Consider the following 16,007-nt stretch of genomic DNA (forward strand, 5'->3'; position numbering starts at 1 on the left):
ACTAAATTAATTCTTTTGAATGTATTATCAAGTGGCATTTTGGATTAAAGTTTGCTATATTCGAAGTATGAAGGCCCTGCTCCATTATTTTTTTTACTTCTCCGCTATGCTGTGTTGGGCACAGCAAACTGAATGGGTTGATTTTAGGTCCGTTAAGGCCAGGATTCAAATCTATCCTGAGAGCAAAAAGGTGGAGGGTCAAATGACAGTGGCTTTCGACATTCTAAAATCTACCGATTCTATCTTTCTGGATGCCGTGGAAATGGAATTGGATGAGGTCAATCTAACCATGTCAGGACAAGATTTAAATTCCAGACCTGAAGCTGTAAAATTTAAAAACAACAAAAAACAGCTCATAATTTTTAATGCGTTTAAAAAAGACAGACATTACGAATTAAGGCTGCATTATGTTGCCTATCCTGCCAAGGCCATGTATTTTATTGATTGGGATACCGATCTGACAGATAAACAGAATCCATTCAATTTGAAAGAACACGTTATCAGAAAGCAGGTATGGACACAAGGTCAGGGAAAATATACCAGCAATTGGTTGCCGAGTATTGATGATATGAACGATAAAATAGAATTTGATCTTACCATTAGATTTAACAAAGGCTATGAGGTAATCGCCAATGGTCATCTGAATTCCAAACACAGCAGTGATTCGACAGTTACCTGGCATTACGATATGCAGCAACCCATGTCCAGTTATCTGGTGGCCCTGGCGATAGGGAAGTACGATAAAAAAGTTGTGCATTCTAAATCCGGGGTCCCTTTGGAGATGTATTATTATCCTGAGGATTCTTTCAAGGTTGAACCTACCTACCGTTATACCAAACAGATTTTTGATTTTTTAGAGGATGAGATCGGCCTGCCGTACCCTTGGCAGAACTATAAACAGGTACCCGTTAAGGACTTTTTATATGCAGGTATGGAAAATACGGGAACTACCATTTTTACCGACAGCTATATAACCGATTCCCTAGGGTTTATGGATAAGAACTATGTTAATGTGAACGCCCATGAATTGGCGCATCAGTGGTTTGGTAATTTAGTGACAGAAACCTCCGGAACCCACCATTGGTTGCAAGAAGGGTTTGCCACCTATTATGCACTTTTAGCCGAAAAGGATATTTTTGGCGAGAATTATTATTACTGGCAATTGTATGAGTATGCCCTGGAACTAGTGGCACAGGAGCGCATGGGACAAAGCACCTCGCTTTTAGACCCGAGATCTTCCAGTACCACATTTTACAAAAAGGGAGCCTGGGTACTGCATCTCTTAGCGGAAAAAGTTGGACCCACTGCGTTTAAAGAGGCAATAAGGAATTATTTGATCAACCATCGCTTCAAGAATGTATCCACCGAAAATTTCATTGATGAACTTGAAACAGCCAGTGGCAAAGCCCTGGATGGTTTTGTTGCCCAATGGTTGAAGGATAGCGTCTTTTACTACGACCAGGCCATGGAAAGTCTTGAAAAATCGACATTTATTCAGGAATATCTTATGGTCGATTGCGAATTGGCCTCCTCGAAATGCAGTTCCTATTTGTCTTCAGGGATTTCAGATGAGGCCAAATTAAAGGTTATCAGACAAAATAAAACGCTTCTGAAACGGGAAGATTTTAAAAATAGTCTAAGGGTACGTCAGGCCATTGCCCAGTCCTTATCTCAAATTCCTCTGGAACTAAAGACCCAGTACGAATCGCTGTTAGATGATGCATCGTACCTGACTATCGAAGCGGCTCTCTATAATCTATGGGTTAATTTTCCGGAAGACAGAGTCAGATATCTAAAGCAAACTGATGGAATCCTTGGATTTAGCAATAAAAATATCAGAATGCTGTGGTTGACCCTGGCTCTGGTGACTCCGGAGTTTGAACAGGATAACAAAGAACAATTTTTAAGAGAATTGAGAGGCTATACGGATCCAAGGTTTCATTTCGAGGTAAGACAGAATGCATTTCAATATCTTAATTCTATACAGGCCTGCGATGCGGTTTGTAAAAATAATTTAAAGCAGGCGGAGCAACATCACGTCTGGCAGTTCTCAAAATTTGCGAAACAGTTGTTAAAAGAAATGAAGGAATGAAAGCACTGGTAATTTCAGGAGGTGGAAGTAAGGGCGCCTACGCGGGAGGTGTGGCGCAATACCTCATTCAAGAGATGGGGTACGAATATGATCTATTTTTAGGGACATCGACAGGCAGTTTGCTCGTACCCCATTTGGCTGCGGGAAAAATTGAGAAGTTATATCATATCTACACCAATGTTCAGCAGCATAATATTTTTAGCGTAAATCCCTTTATAATACGGAAGAAGGGTAAACGGGAGTTTGTTTCCATAGATTTTATCAATACGCTCTGGCAGTTCATTAAAATGAAACGCACTTTTGGTGAAAGCAAATCCTTAAGGAGACATATTAGAAAGAACTTCACACCCGAGGAATACCATGTTGTGAAAGACACCAAAGATGATGTCGTGGTCACGGTCTCAAATTTATCCAGAAATAGGGTCGAATATAAGTCCATAAAGGAATTTACCTATGATGAATTCTGCGATTGGATCTGGATATCTTGCAATTATATCCCGTTCATGTCTCTGGTGAAAAAGAACGGTTTTGAGTATGCCGATGGTGGATTGGGCTGTGTGGTTCCCATTCGGGAGGCCATATTAAGAGGCGCGACTGAAGTTGATGCCATCGTTTTAGAATCGGAATCCATGGAATACAACAAGATTCTGGGTAAAAATCCCTTTTCGCTTCTGATCAATCTTTTCGGTCACCTTTCCGATCAAATAGAGCGCAATGATATCACCATAGGAAAATTGGCCGCTAAGAATAACAATGTAAGACTGAACCTGTATTATACGCCATCTAAACTTACCGAGAACTCCCTGATTTTTAACAAAAAATTGATGACCTCATGGTGGCAGCAGGGATTTGATTATGCCAAAGACAAGCTGTCTCAGGCAAAGCACAATGAGTTACGAATCGATTAGAATAAGTCGCGTATTTCCTCCTTGATAAAAGATAAAGCAGCATCACTTGGTGCACGACGCTCCATCATTTCAGTTAAGATAACCTCCCGAAGTTTATCTGCATTTTCCGTTTTTTTCAATAAGCTCGCCTTTCTAATCAACTGAATGGTAGCATTCTTTGCCGCTGAGATAATACTCCAGCATTTCTCACTGATATAGATTTGCTGGGCCAGATTGTGTTCAAACTCTTGTTCGATGGCCTGAATGAGTAAAGCCTCGTATTCCTCTTTATTTGAGGATGCAGGCACTACCCGGATGAGCAGTTTATTTGGTGAAATACGTTCCAGGTACAAGGCCATTCTTTCATAGGCTTGCAAGCGCAGAGGAAGTGCCGTCACTTCTAAATCCTTTTTGAGTAAATAGCGTCTTCGGCCATCTTCATTTTTGGTGTGTTCCTTAAAAAAATAATAAGCTAAAATTCCAACCACCAGTGATGGAATCATAAACATAAATAAATCAACTACGCGATCGGCATCCATAGGCCTTTAATTTTTTAATTCATTAATTTTATTAATGCAAGAGCTCAATGTGCTCTTCTGTATGTTTCGCTTCTGTTCGGCATCTCAATTACCATCCAGAACAATCCTGTTGAGGTCCCTTTGGTAGTTACCTCCCAAATATACACAATCTTTTAGGTTTTGCATCCCATCGAAGGGGACCGGACTTTTGTCGTAAATATAGGTCTTATTCAGGGGTTTGGCTAAATTTTGATCGTCGACGTTCATTTCAATATCGGACATTCTAAACTGACAGGGATGCTCATAGCCTGCGGCATGCGTAATTTCTATCAACTCTTTTCTAAAGGTTTTAAAATACTGTGCCAGCCGAATGGATTTTAAGTTAGGATCTATGCCATTTTGAAGCCATTTGCTTTGTGTCGCCACACCGCTGGGACAGCGATTGGTATGGCATACCTGGGCCTGAATGCATCCTATACTCATCATGGCTTCGCGGGCCACATTGATGCAATCTGCACCCATGGCGAAGGCCATGGCTGCCTTAGCGGGGAATCCGAGTTTTCCACTGCCAATGAAAACGATTCGATCGGTAAGCCCTCTGTTCAAGAATACTCGGTATAAGTCGCTAAACCCATATACCCAGGGCAGTGACACATGATCGGCAAAACTCGGAGGTGCCGCACCCGTGCCACCTTCACCACCGTCTATACTGATAAAATCTGGACCCTTCCCGGTGTGCTTCATGATATCTGCAAGCGCTTCCCATTCATCTAATTTTCCGATAGCCGCCTTTATGCCCACCGGCAATCCGGTTTCAGAGGCAATGGCCTCAATAAAATCGACCATCTCCTGTACATTGGAAAAGGCCCTGTGATAAGGCGGCGATATCACATCTTTACCCACCTCAACACCCCTTATTTTGGCAATTTGTTTCGTTATTTTGGCCCCCGGCAGAACACCGCCCTTACCCGGTTTGGCCCCCTGGGACAATTTAATCTCTATGGCGCGAATAAAGGAATTGCCTTGCACAAGTTCTTTGAGCTTGTCCATTGAAAAATCACCCGCCTCATTACGCACCCCAAAGTATCCCGTTCCAAACTGGAAGATAACATCTGAACCATAGCTATGATAAGGCGACAGGCCGCCTTCACCGGTATTGTGAAAGGCGTGCGCCATTTTAACGCCTTTGTTAAGAGACGCAATGGCCCTGGCTGAAAGCGAACCGAAACTCATGGCAGACACATTAATGACAGAGGCCGGACGATAGGGTCTTTTGCGCTTGTTGAACGCCCCCATTATTTTAGCACAGGGTAAAAAGGTTTTATCGATACTGTTAGGGTGATCGGCCTCTAATTTGAAGGGCATCATGGCATTGTTGATAAAAATATGGTGATGGGCATAGATGTCCTGATCCGTTCCAAACCCCTCATAGTTATTTTCTTTTTTGGCAGAAGCATAGATCCATCCTCGTTCAATGCGGTTAAAGGGCAACTCCTCTCTGTTATTAGCCACCAGATACTGACGCAGTTCGGGGCCAATTTTTTCAAGTAAGTACCGCAAATGACCTACAACAGGATAATTATGGATTATGGTGTGTTTGCGTTGTAAAAAAATATCCCTGATCCCGATGAGCACTAAAATGATGATGACCCAGACCCACCAGGGCATATTTAAAAGATCTGCAAGCATGAGGCGTTAATTTTAATGATTCAAATAGTCCATCGTAATCTGGGTAAAGGCTTTAACACCGAGTAATAATCCGCTTTCATCAATGTAAAAGTCCGGCGTATGATGAGGAAAGGCCTGTGTACTTCCCTTCGCCATTCCACCTAAATAAAAATAAAAACCGGGAACCAGTTCTTGAAAATAAGAAAAGTCCTCTCCAATAGTTTCTGCTTTAATTTGTTGCACATGGGCATCACCTGCTACTTTTTTTAATGAAGGCAACATAGCGGCGACCAACTGGTGATCGTTGTAGGTAATTGCCGTTTCGTTGGAAAATGAAATACTCGCCGTACCTCCATAGGCCTTGGCAATGGTTTCCGTCATTTCGGTCATACGCCTTATGATATGCGACTTCATTTTGGGATCCAAAGTCCTCACCGTACCAATGAGTTCGGCTGATTCCGGAATGATATTAAATCGAACACCACTGGTTATTTTACCTACTGAAATGACGGCAGCTTCGTTAATTAATTCGCTTTCACGACTCACTATGGTTTGAAGCCCGTCTATGATCTTTGCAGAAATAAGGATGGGATCGATACCGTTCCAGGGTTCCGAACCGTGGGTCTGTTTGCCGTTTACCTCTATTACGAAGCGTTCTACAGCTGCCATGGCACCCCCCGGTTTATAATGGATTTCACCAACAGGAACACCCGAGCGTATGTGCAAACCGAAAATAGCGTCTACTTTTGGATTGTCCAGCACACCTTCTTTAATCATAAGCCTGGAACCGCCTTCTTCACCCGGTGGGGCCGTTTCTTCTGCAGGTTGAAAAATGAATTTTACCGTACCTTTAATCTTGTCCTTGTTTTTCGATAATACTTCAGCAACACCCATTAATATCGCCGTATGGGCATCGTGTCCACAAGCGTGCATAACACCGGTTTCCGTACCTAAAAATGTTGCTGTAACTGTCGATTTAAATGGGAGATCGTTGCGCTCCGATACAGGCAGGGCATCCATATCGGCACGGAGGGCAATGACTTTACCGGGCATGTCTCCATGCAACAGACCAACCACCCCGGTGTGGGCGACACCCGTCTGTACATCGAGGCCTAAAGCCCTGAGATGTGCTGCGACTTTCGCTGCTGTTTTGAACTCTCTGTTGGATAACTCCGGATTTTCATGAAAATGACGACGCCATTCGATAACCTTTGGTTCTATGTCCTTGTATGCTTCCTCTGTGAGGGTTTGTCCATAAATACTAATCGTTCCAATAAGAATAAAAAAGGGCAAAATGTGTTTCATAATTCGTGATCTCTTACAATATATTTCGCTTAAAGATATTCAAAATTTATCGGTAGTCTCGAAAAGATTCTAAAGATTGACAGGACCTCCCATGATATGGGTAAATTTTTCTTCCTTTTGGAATGGATCTCTCCGATCTCGGGTAGAAGGACCGTATGAAGACCGGGACTGCAACCGCCGTTATATGTCGTACGGCAAGAAATGCGGTCAGGTATGAGCAACTGTATCAAAGAACCTTAAAGAGTTGTTCCAGCGTCAACATGTTTTGATGAGGTTGTAACTACCAATTTTCAGAAATATAAGCAGGCTATTCTAAAATTGTCCTGTGAATTTTCAAAATTCACAGGACAATTTTGAAAATTCACAGGACAATTTCAACGATTCATGCTTACAAAATTTTAAAGTTTTAGGTACAAAACACATGGTTTATAACCGGACGTTTTATGGCTTATGGCTACGCGATGCTTATGTGATATCTCTGCGTGGTTACCCGGGCTTTTACAATTCGTTCATGTAACGCTTTGATTAAAAGTTTTACGCTTGTGAGGACCATAGCGTGGGAGGTAAAAAATATGAGGTCCTATATAGGGACTTTACATAGATTTGGATTATGATAAGTAACAGGCCAAGTTGCACAGGCATTCTAAATCGGTACATTTTTTTAAATACAGATCACCCTTCAAGATTGTTTATAATTATTCATAAATAGACTTATTTAAAAGCGGAACATTAGTTATTTTCACTTCTTAAAATGAAAACGATTTGAAGGAGTTTTTAGATCAGTTAAATGAAGCGCAGTTGGCACCCACCATGCAGATTGATGGGCCCATGATTGTAATTGCAGGTGCCGGCTCAGGAAAAACACGCGTATTAACGTTTCGAATAGCCTACTTGATGAGTAAGGGGATAGATCCTTTTAATATTTTGGCATTAACCTTTACGAACAAGGCAGCTCGTGAGATGAAGGAACGCATTGCGGGTATAGTGGGTTCCAGTGAGGCAAAGAATCTATGGATGGGGACATTCCATTCTGTCTTTGCCAAGATATTACGAATTGAAGCCGATAAGTTAGGATACCCGAGTAATTTTACCATTTATGATACACAGGATTCCGATCGTTTAATTGCATCCATTATCAAAGAAATGCGACTTGACAAGGATATTTACAAGTACAAGCAGATCCGTTCTCGCATTTCATCCTATAAAAACAGTTTGATTACCGTTCGTGCTTATTTTCAAAATCCCGAACTCATTGAGGCCGATACTATGGCACGACGGCCCAGGATGGGAGATATATATAAAGCCTATGTTGAGCGGTGTTTTAAGGCTGGTGCCATGGATTTCGATGATTTATTGTTAAAAACAAATGAATTGCTAACCCGTTTTCCTGAAGTCCTGGCGAAATATCAGAATCGGTTTAAATATATTCTGGTCGATGAGTACCAGGACACCAACCATTCGCAATATTTAATTGTGAGAGCATTATCCGATAAATTCCAGAACATTTGCGTTGTGGGCGACGATGCACAGAGCATCTATGCTTTCCGTGGTGCCAATATCAATAACATTCTCAATTTTCAAAAAGATTATGACGATGTCAGTGTTTACCGGCTTGAACAAAATTACCGATCTACCAAAAATATCGTTAACGCAGCCAATTCCATTATTGATAAGAACCAGACGAAGCTGGACAAGATTGTTTGGACGGCCAATGAAGAGGGTTCAAAAATAAAGGTAAACCGCTCATTAACTGATAGTGACGAAGGACGCTATGTAGCCAGTACAATTTTCGAGAATAAGATGCAGCATCAGCTTAAGAATAGCGATTTTGCTGTTTTATACCGTACAAATGCGCAATCACGCGCCATAGAGGATGCCTTGCGAAAACGTGATATAAAATATCGTATTTACGGCGGTCTTTCCTTTTACCAAAGAAAAGAAATAAAGGATGTCTTGTGTTATCTGCGTCTTGTTTTGAATCCGGCAGACGAAGAAGCCCTGAAACGGGTCATTAATTTTCCGGCACGTGGTATCGGACAGACCACGATCGATAAACTGATCGTTGCCGCGAATGGTTATGATAAGTCTATTTTTGAGATCATGGAGAACATCGACAGCCTGGATTTGAAAATTAACAGTGGTACAAAAACGAAATTACAGGATTTTGTGACGCTTATTAAAAGTTACCAGGTGATGAATCAGTCCGCCGACGTATTTGAGTTGGCCGAACATGTCACCAAAACCAGTGGGTTGATAAGGGAGTACAATAAGGACGGTACACCTGAAGGTGTTACCAGGATGGAAAATATTGAGGAACTCCTGAATGGAATGAAGGATTTTGTTGAGGGACAGAAGGAGTTGGTAGACTCTACGGGATCTCTGGCCGAATTTCTGGAAGATGTGGCCCTGGCCACGGATTTAGATAATGACAAGGACACAGGAGATAGTGTTGCTTTAATGACCATTCATTTGGCGAAGGGTTTGGAATTCCCCTATGTTTATATCGTCGGTCTGGAGGAGGATTTATTCCCCAGCGCCATGAGCATGAACACTCGAAGTGAGTTGGAGGAGGAACGACGCCTATTTTATGTCGCATTAACACGAGCTGAAAAGCAGGCCTATTTAACCTATGCGCTGTCGAGATACCGTTGGGGAAAATTGATTGATTCGGAACCGAGTCGTTTTATAGAGGAGATTGATGAAACCTATCTGGACGTTGTAACACCCATTGAAGAGCGTCGATTTAATCCTATGTTGGATGCCGATATTTTTGGAGATGTGCTTCCTGATAAAGGGCGAAGTTCAACAGCTCATACCTTCAGATATAAACCTGCGAAAAGCCGTAACATAAAAAGTGGGGACTCTAAGAAGACATCCGGGGAATTTAAGCTGCGTACACCTAAACATTTAAAGCCGGTTTCCAAAGTAAGTGGACATTCAAATGTAGTCGCTACTGATCTGGCCATTGGGAATCGGGTAGAGCACCTGCGTTTTGGAACGGGCGAGGTGCTGAAAATTGAAGGGACGGGTCCCGATACGAAAGCCGAAATTAAGTTCAGTCATGGTGGCGTAAAAAAGTTGTTATTACGCTTTGCCAAACTCAAGGTCATTGGTTAACGTACCATATAGACTGAATTGATATGCCCGTCACCATCATATTCCTTCACCGGATTTTCCGGATCGACCAGCCATTCACCGTCAACTATAAATTTATAATGGTGTTTCCCTCCGGAAAGTCGTATGGTGTAGCGCCAGCCTTCCTCGGTTTTTTCCATTTTGAGTTCGTCTTCAGACCAATTATTAAATGACCCGGCCAATATGACCCGGCTCGCGTTATCGTGGTTGGGCAGAAAAAAGGTGATCGCTTTTTTGATATCAATTACAGAATTGTACTCATCAAATTCATTTTTAACCTTGTTGTCGTTATGTGGATCCTCCATCCAGTGTCCATCAACAATGAATCTGTAGGTATAGACTCCCGGTTTCATGTTTAAGGTGAGTTCCCAGCCATCTGCCACCTTATTCATTTTAAATAAAGAGGGATGCCATTTATTAAAGCTCCCCGCCACAATTACCGCTTCGGCGCTCGTATGGCCTTTTAGCTTAAAATCCGCATTACCGTTGATGTCCGGGTAGGCCATGTACATTTTCAAGTTATAAATACCTCCGAGTGGTAATCCGTATTTCGTAGCCTTGGCAATGTTAGGGTCATGCCGCGACGGTTCAGCCCAATAGGCATTATTGATAACGTATTTGAATTCCCAGGAAAAAGCATCCGAAAAGGCGCTTATGTTTTTCCGCAGTTCATAGATAGTGTCATTAATCTTGGTCATGCGCCATGCCTTCATGGACCAATCATTGAACTCGCCCGACACCACTACATTCTCAATATCTAAATCGTTAAAATCCATTTTCAGTCTGGAAGCGTCCTTGGTCACTTTATCATAGTCCCGACGGTCGAAAGTGAACACCACCTCATCACCTTCAAGGCGGTAACCTTTGAACGGGCTGTCCTGTGAAAGCACCATTAGGGGTACGGTCAAAAGGATGAATATTAGGGTATGTAATCTCAAGCTATTCAAAATCGTTTTACGGGATAATTTATAAAATATAATTTTTCTTTTTTATAGTTTATGATGGTTCTTTTCTGAATGAAGAACTCATAACCAAGAACACCATCCAATGGCGTTCCAAATGCTGCATTCAATTGTTCCAAATTCGTCAATACCGTATCCATTGGTCCGAAATAAAGGGTATGGCTCAGTTTAACACGATGTAATTTTCCCGCCAGCACTTCAATTTCCTTTTGGCCGGCACCCAGAAGGTTCAGGCGTTTGGTCGGAATAAAATATTTCAGTGCCTTGCGGCTGATGTTTTTATTGATTTGGTTGAATTCTGCAGCGGTATCGAGGCCTAATTTTACACTCTGGTTATTTATACGCGCCTGAAGCACAATAGTATGGTTTTTTAAGGTAAAATCAATGCTGTCGGTTATTTTTTCCAGATAGACCTTATCGGTGCGTTTTATGCCCAGGTGATCTGTTTTTGTAAGGGTGATCTGGTTGAGGTACAAATCGATAAAAACTTCATAATCCTTTAAAATAGTGTATCCGATGACACCCAATAACTTTATCTTTTTTGCCTCTTCGATATGTGATAAATCGATGACATCCGAGGTGGTGTCTTCAAGTTTAAAATGGCTTAAAAAAAATGCCTTAATTTGCTTTTCGTAGGGATTGTCGATCGTATTTATGACTCCGGATGTTGCATTCTTCTTTTTTTGATGCTCATAAAGTTTTGGAAAGTGAACCCTATTGAGTATCATACGCTCTGAACCGGTATCGATTATAAAATTGCCCTTCTTGTCTAACAATTGCCCCTCAATGACCATAAGGTGATCTACCACTTTAAACGGAATTCTGGTGGTGTATTCGTTTATTATTTCTGCGTTGGTAAGTTGAATGGGGAAATGCGTATCATCTTTGGCAATGGCCAGATGAAAACTGAAAAATAGAAGGATTAGGATAAATAGGTACCTATTCATATCATTAAGACTGCATTTAAACGTAATTGTTACAACTTATGGCGCGAGAAATCTTATTCATGCAAACCTTAAGTTGTTAAAAATTAGTGCGTAATTTTGCAGGTATACTGATATGGCAAAATTTTTTAGAATATTTGAAGAGAACCCTAATCCGAGAGAAATAACCAAGGTGGTTAACATTCTTAAGGAGGGGGGATTGATTATTTATCCCACCGATACGGTCTATGGTTTGGGTTGTGATATTACAAATGTAAAGGCTTTGGAACGGATCGCACGGATTAAGGGTATAAAATTAGAGAAAGCTAATTTTTCTTTTGTGTGTCACGATTTAAGTAATTTAAGTGATTATGTAAAGCAAATAGACACGGGAACATTTAAAATATTGAAACGGGCTTTACCGGGCCCTTATACCTTTGTGTTGCCAGGTTCCCGAACCCTGCCAAATCCATTCAAAAAGAAAAAGACGGTGGGGATCCGTATCCCTAAAAATGCCATTGCACTGGAAATTGTCAGACAATTGGGGAATCCCATTGTTTCGACTTCCATTCGTGATGAAGATGAAGTCCTGGAATACACCACCGACCCCGAACTTATTCTTGAAAAATGGGGCGATAAGGTAGATTGCGTCATCGATGGGGGCTATGGGGACAATGAACCCTCCACAATTATAGATTTATCAGGTGATGAACCAATGGTCTTGCGAGAGGGTAAAGGGAGTTTAGAAATATTCTAGATTTAAAACACCTTAGTACCACTGGCTCATCGTTCATCCTGTGTTCAGATGGCAGTTAATGTCATGTTGCCTGGAATTAGTCCTCGTGATAGATGCCTGTACCAATAAAATAATCGGTCCCCGGAATTTTCATGGCGAATGCGGTTTTCGGTTCTATCTTGTCTTTTGAAGGGTTCCACCAGTAGTAGCTGTAATACCCGCCATCTGTGTTAGAGTTGACGACATCAATGATGTCCCGCAACACATAGTTGTCTTTTACATCTTTTAAATCCCATTGATTTTCACCTTCCTGTTCTTTTTGTGTGCCATGGGCAATGCACAGACCTTCCGTATTATAAATAAAAAAATATCCGGACCTGTCATCGAAAAAGCGAATGCGGTCGATAAAAGAACGGCAAAATGCAGTGGCATCGGTTTCGGAGCTGAGGTAAGCATTGATAACACTGCCTATGCCACCGGCCATAGTTCGGGTTAGATCCTTGATCAACAGGCTCTTGGATTCCTTTTCCGTATAATAGGGTGCAGAATGGTGTCCATAATAGCCAGAACCGATAAACCAAGGCACATCTCTGATCCCGGAAACAAAGCTCGTTTTGGCTTCAATAAGGCCTGTCGCCGGGTTTTCCAGATAATATTGTGAAAAACCAAAACCAGACGTATTGATAATTTCAAGGAGTTCCTGAACGTGATATTTGCCATTGGCGTCCTGAGCATGTATTCTTGAAGTGCCTATCCAATCTTCTTTTATATGGGCGATAACATAGGCCTCATCAAGTGTCTCAATGAAAAGATATCCGGAATTATCATCGAAAAAACGAGCCCCTTTTATAAAATGTCGGCTTATATCCTCTAGTGCAGACCCCGTGTTAAATGATGACTGATAGATAGCGTGCAGGCCGGTCGCAACATTGATGACATTGGTCTTTACGATAGCTTTATTCAATTCGGTTTGAGAAACAAGGGTATGTTGGTCGTCGTCAGAGCAATCACAGGATGCTAGTGCGATTAGTATAAAGGACAAGAATAGTTGGCGGAAATATGGGATGCGTTTCATTTGTGTCGTTTTTATTTAAAAAATATGCTGCGAAGATAGCTGCACAAGAATTGTGAACCCTGCATAGGTATTGGGAATATGTTTGAATTCACAAATCAGAACTATTTTTTAATAAAAATCAGGTTTTACAGTGGATTAACCGTGTTATAGGTTGCAAGGGGTAACGGTGGGTTATCAGATCTGTACGGTTTTGGTCGTGTCAGATTATTAATGATTTGCTTAGCAAGTTTCGTGGTATTTGTGCTGCGCCTTGGCCTGCAGTACAAAGGTGTATATAAAGGCAATAAAAAAACCCAACTTTATGAAGTTGGGTTTTAAACTGTATGATACCTTTAATTAATTACCACCGGCGGCTAAATTTTTCATTTCTTTCTCGATCATATCGTAGAACTGATCGATTTTTGGAAGAATGACGATGCGGGTACGTCTGTTTTTAGCTCTGTTTTCGGCTGTGTCATTTTCAACCAATGGCACATAGAAACTACGTCCTGCAGCAATTAACTGGCTGGATTTAACACCCAGTTCCTCTAAAACTCTTATGATTGAGGTAGATCGTTTTACACTTAAATCCCAGTTGTCCAATAATGGTTCTTTTCGATAAGGGACATTATCCGTATGACCCTCCACCATGCATTCGAAATCAGGCTTACTATTCACCACTTTGGCGACTTTGGCCAGGACATCTTTGGCTTGAGAGGTTACGATATAGCTGCCACTTTTAAATAGTAACTTGTCTGCTATGGAAATGAACACCACGCCTTTTTCAACATTTACCTCGATATCAGGATCGTTGATTCCTACTTCCCGTTTCAGACTGGTCACCAATGCCAATGTCACACTGTCCTTTTTAGTTATCGCATCCTGCAAGCGCGAAATCTTTAAGTCTTTTTCCCGGATGCTCTCTAATGTTTTTTCAACATTGCTGGCTCCCTTGGCAGACAGAACTTGTAAATTATCGTTGCTCTTTCTTAAATCGGCAACTTGTTCTTCAAGCGTAGTTGCTCGTGCAGTTGCTGCTGCTCTCTCTTCCAAACACGCATTTAACTTAACTGTTGCTGAGTTAAGTAAATCTTGTGTTTCTTGTTGTTTTTCTTGAAGGGCTTTAAATTCTTTTTGTGATACACATGAACTCAGAAATATAGCTGATAATAAACTGAGTAATACAACTTTCTTCATAATTGTCTTTAGGATTAATTTTAAAAATAAGGTTTGAACAAAAGTATATAAAATTCAGCTGTTTTAAACATTTTAACAGAACTTTTACGAATATTTCATAAACTTTCGTAATGTTTTTTCCCATTTACGAAATAGCGAATCACTATGGATCTTATTTTGAAGTAGACGATTCTGTTTTTTGAGGATTTTCTCTGCTTTAAAAGCGTGTTTAAGCGGCCGTAAAACGACAGGTGGGCGTAGATGATGGCCATGCAGTGTCGCAGTTTTAGCGCCAACAGGAATTTGAGTCCGGCTAAACCATCCATAAGGAGTCTTGGGAGTAAAATTGCAATTAAGTTTCCCTTGGCATTTTTTACGAGTGTTGATAGACTATTCCGAAAATTCAGATAGGTCTTTTTAGGATTCTGATGATCTAATGTCGCTCCACCCACATGATAGACCAATGAATCAGAGCAAAATTTTACTTTAAATCCGGTATTCTGAATGCGCCAGCATAAATCTATTTCCTCCATATGAGCAAAGAAAGATTCATCAAAACCTCCAAGGCTATGAAAATTGGCACTTCTGATAAAAAGGCAGGCACCAGAGGCCCAGAAAATAGAAGCATGGTCATCATATTGACCCTGATCTTCTTCGATGGTATTGAAAATTCTTCCCCGGCAATAGGGATAACCAAGTTGGTCTATAAATCCACCGGCGGCTCCTGCATATTCAAAATAGGTCTTGTTATTATAATCGCGTATTTTTGGTTGAACCACGGCAGTCCCGGGTTCGGAATCGAATAATGTCATTACCGGATCCAACCAGCCCTGTGTTACTTCAACATCACTGTTAATCAGACAAAATACATCCGCTTTTATCTGTTTTAATGCCACGTTATAGCCTCCCGCATAACCATAATTCTTGTTGTTATGAATAAGCGTAACCTCGGGAAATTGCTGTTGGATAAAGCTTACGGAATCATCTGTGGAGGCATTATCAACGACATAAATGTCCGCTGCCTTGGAATGCGCTACAATTATTGGAACAAACTGTTGTAACAGAGGCCTTCCATTCCAGTTTAATATGACAACCGCTATTTTCATCGTTGATAGTTTGGAATCGCTTTCAAAAAGTTATAGCATTTCCGATTGAAATCGATAGTGCAATAATAATGATTAATTCCATTTGTTACCATTAAATAGGTGGCCTTTAATGCGAGGTTATACTGGGCTATTTGATCAAAAACACTTTGGTTTATGGTAACTTCAGGTGCTTTGCATTCAACAATTAAATGGATACTGCCATCTGGATTAAAAACAACAATATCATAACGTTTCCGAATGTTGTTTACCTTTAACTCCTTTTCCACATTTATTAATGACTTGGGAAATCCCTTATCATAAATCAGAAAGTGAAGACAATGTTGCCGCACCCATTCTTCCGGCTGTAAAACCACATATTTTTTGCGAATGATATCAAAAATAGAACGTTTATTTTCGCTATTTTTGAAACGGAAGTTGTATCGGGGAAAATGGAGTGCTTGCAAGA

General features: G+C 41.1%; 13 protein-coding genes. 4 read left to right on the top strand and 9 right to left on the bottom strand.

Translation table 11 applies throughout. The annotated features are described in order from the left end of the window. The first annotated feature begins 19 nt into the window (after positions 1–19). Positions 20–2,092, top strand: coding sequence for a M1 family metallopeptidase (locus tag MR041_RS09265; protein WP_242093334.1), 2,073 nt, complete (start codon positions 20–22; stop codon positions 2,090–2,092). Continuing rightward, entirely contained in the window at positions 2,089–3,000 is a 912-nt protein-coding gene (locus tag MR041_RS09270) for a patatin-like phospholipase family protein (protein ID WP_242093335.1), read from the top strand. Before MR041_RS09265 ends, MR041_RS09270 begins: the two co-directional genes overlap by 4 nt. Here the strand turns inward: MR041_RS09270 and MR041_RS09275 are convergent. From MR041_RS09275 to MR041_RS09285, 3 genes are all read right to left on the bottom strand, one after another. Then, positions 2,997–3,518, bottom strand: coding sequence for a DUF7935 family protein (locus MR041_RS09275; RefSeq protein ID WP_242093336.1), 522 nt, complete (start codon positions 3,516–3,518; stop codon positions 2,997–2,999). The genes MR041_RS09270 and MR041_RS09275 overlap by 4 nt on opposite strands. An 84-nt stretch (positions 3,519–3,602) precedes the next feature. Beyond that, positions 3,603–5,186, bottom strand: coding sequence for an FMN-binding glutamate synthase family protein (locus MR041_RS09280; RefSeq protein WP_242093337.1), 1,584 nt, complete (start codon positions 5,184–5,186; stop codon positions 3,603–3,605). 12 nt (positions 5,187–5,198) lie between these two features. Beyond that, positions 5,199–6,470: an amidohydrolase gene (locus MR041_RS09285; protein WP_242093338.1), complete on the bottom strand. Its 1,272-nt coding sequence runs from the start codon at positions 6,468–6,470 to the stop codon at positions 5,199–5,201. 810 nt (positions 6,471–7,280) lie between these two features. On the opposite strand from MR041_RS09285, the gene MR041_RS09290 reads away from it, so the two are divergent. After that, positions 7,281–9,587 (top strand): ATP-dependent helicase, encoded by a 2,307-nt coding sequence (locus MR041_RS09290; protein ID WP_422613574.1) that lies wholly within the window; start codon positions 7,281–7,283, stop codon positions 9,585–9,587. Here MR041_RS09290 and MR041_RS09295 read toward each other — a convergent pair. Beyond that, complete coding sequence (locus MR041_RS09295) at positions 9,584–10,513, bottom strand: early set domain-containing protein (RefSeq protein WP_242093340.1); 930 nt, start codon at positions 10,511–10,513, stop codon at positions 9,584–9,586. The genes MR041_RS09290 and MR041_RS09295 overlap by 4 nt on opposite strands. A gap of 35 nt (positions 10,514–10,548) precedes the next feature. Next, positions 10,549–11,514 (bottom strand): pepsin/retropepsin-like aspartic protease family protein, encoded by a 966-nt coding sequence (locus MR041_RS09300; RefSeq protein ID WP_242093341.1) that lies wholly within the window; start codon positions 11,512–11,514, stop codon positions 10,549–10,551. A gap of 112 nt (positions 11,515–11,626) precedes the next feature. Here MR041_RS09300 and MR041_RS09305 point away from each other — a divergent pair, with 112 nt between their 5' ends. Continuing rightward, the gene (locus tag MR041_RS09305) at positions 11,627–12,247 is read left to right on the top strand and encodes an L-threonylcarbamoyladenylate synthase (protein ID WP_242093342.1); all 621 of its coding nucleotides are present in this window, start codon (positions 11,627–11,629) and stop codon (positions 12,245–12,247) included. Positions 12,248–12,323: 76 nt separating this feature from the next. Here the strand turns inward: MR041_RS09305 and MR041_RS09310 are convergent, their stop codons facing one another. The 4 genes from MR041_RS09310 to MR041_RS09325 all read right to left on the bottom strand — a co-directional run bounded on the left by MR041_RS09310 (position 12,324) and on the right by MR041_RS09325 (position 16,005). Beyond that, positions 12,324–13,301: a cache domain-containing protein gene (locus MR041_RS09310; protein WP_242093343.1), complete on the bottom strand. Its 978-nt coding sequence runs from the start codon at positions 13,299–13,301 to the stop codon at positions 12,324–12,326. 336 nt (positions 13,302–13,637) lie between these two features. Continuing rightward, positions 13,638–14,477, bottom strand: coding sequence for an OmpA/MotB family protein (locus MR041_RS09315; protein WP_242093344.1), 840 nt, complete (start codon positions 14,475–14,477; stop codon positions 13,638–13,640). Positions 14,478–14,572: 95 nt separating this feature from the next. Then, the gene (locus MR041_RS09320; protein WP_242093345.1) at positions 14,573–15,562 is read right to left on the bottom strand and encodes a glycosyltransferase family 2 protein; all 990 of its coding nucleotides are present in this window, start codon (positions 15,560–15,562) and stop codon (positions 14,573–14,575) included. Next, the gene (locus tag MR041_RS09325) at positions 15,559–16,005 is read right to left on the bottom strand and encodes a type I restriction enzyme HsdR N-terminal domain-containing protein (RefSeq protein WP_242093457.1); all 447 of its coding nucleotides are present in this window, start codon (positions 16,003–16,005) and stop codon (positions 15,559–15,561) included. Before MR041_RS09325 ends, MR041_RS09320 begins: the two co-directional genes overlap by 4 nt. Between the last annotated feature and the right edge of the window lie 2 nt (positions 16,006–16,007).

It is taken from the genome of Aestuariivivens sediminicola (assembly GCF_022662015.1).
GTDB lineage: Bacteria > Bacteroidota > Bacteroidia > Flavobacteriales > Flavobacteriaceae > Aestuariivivens > Aestuariivivens sediminicola.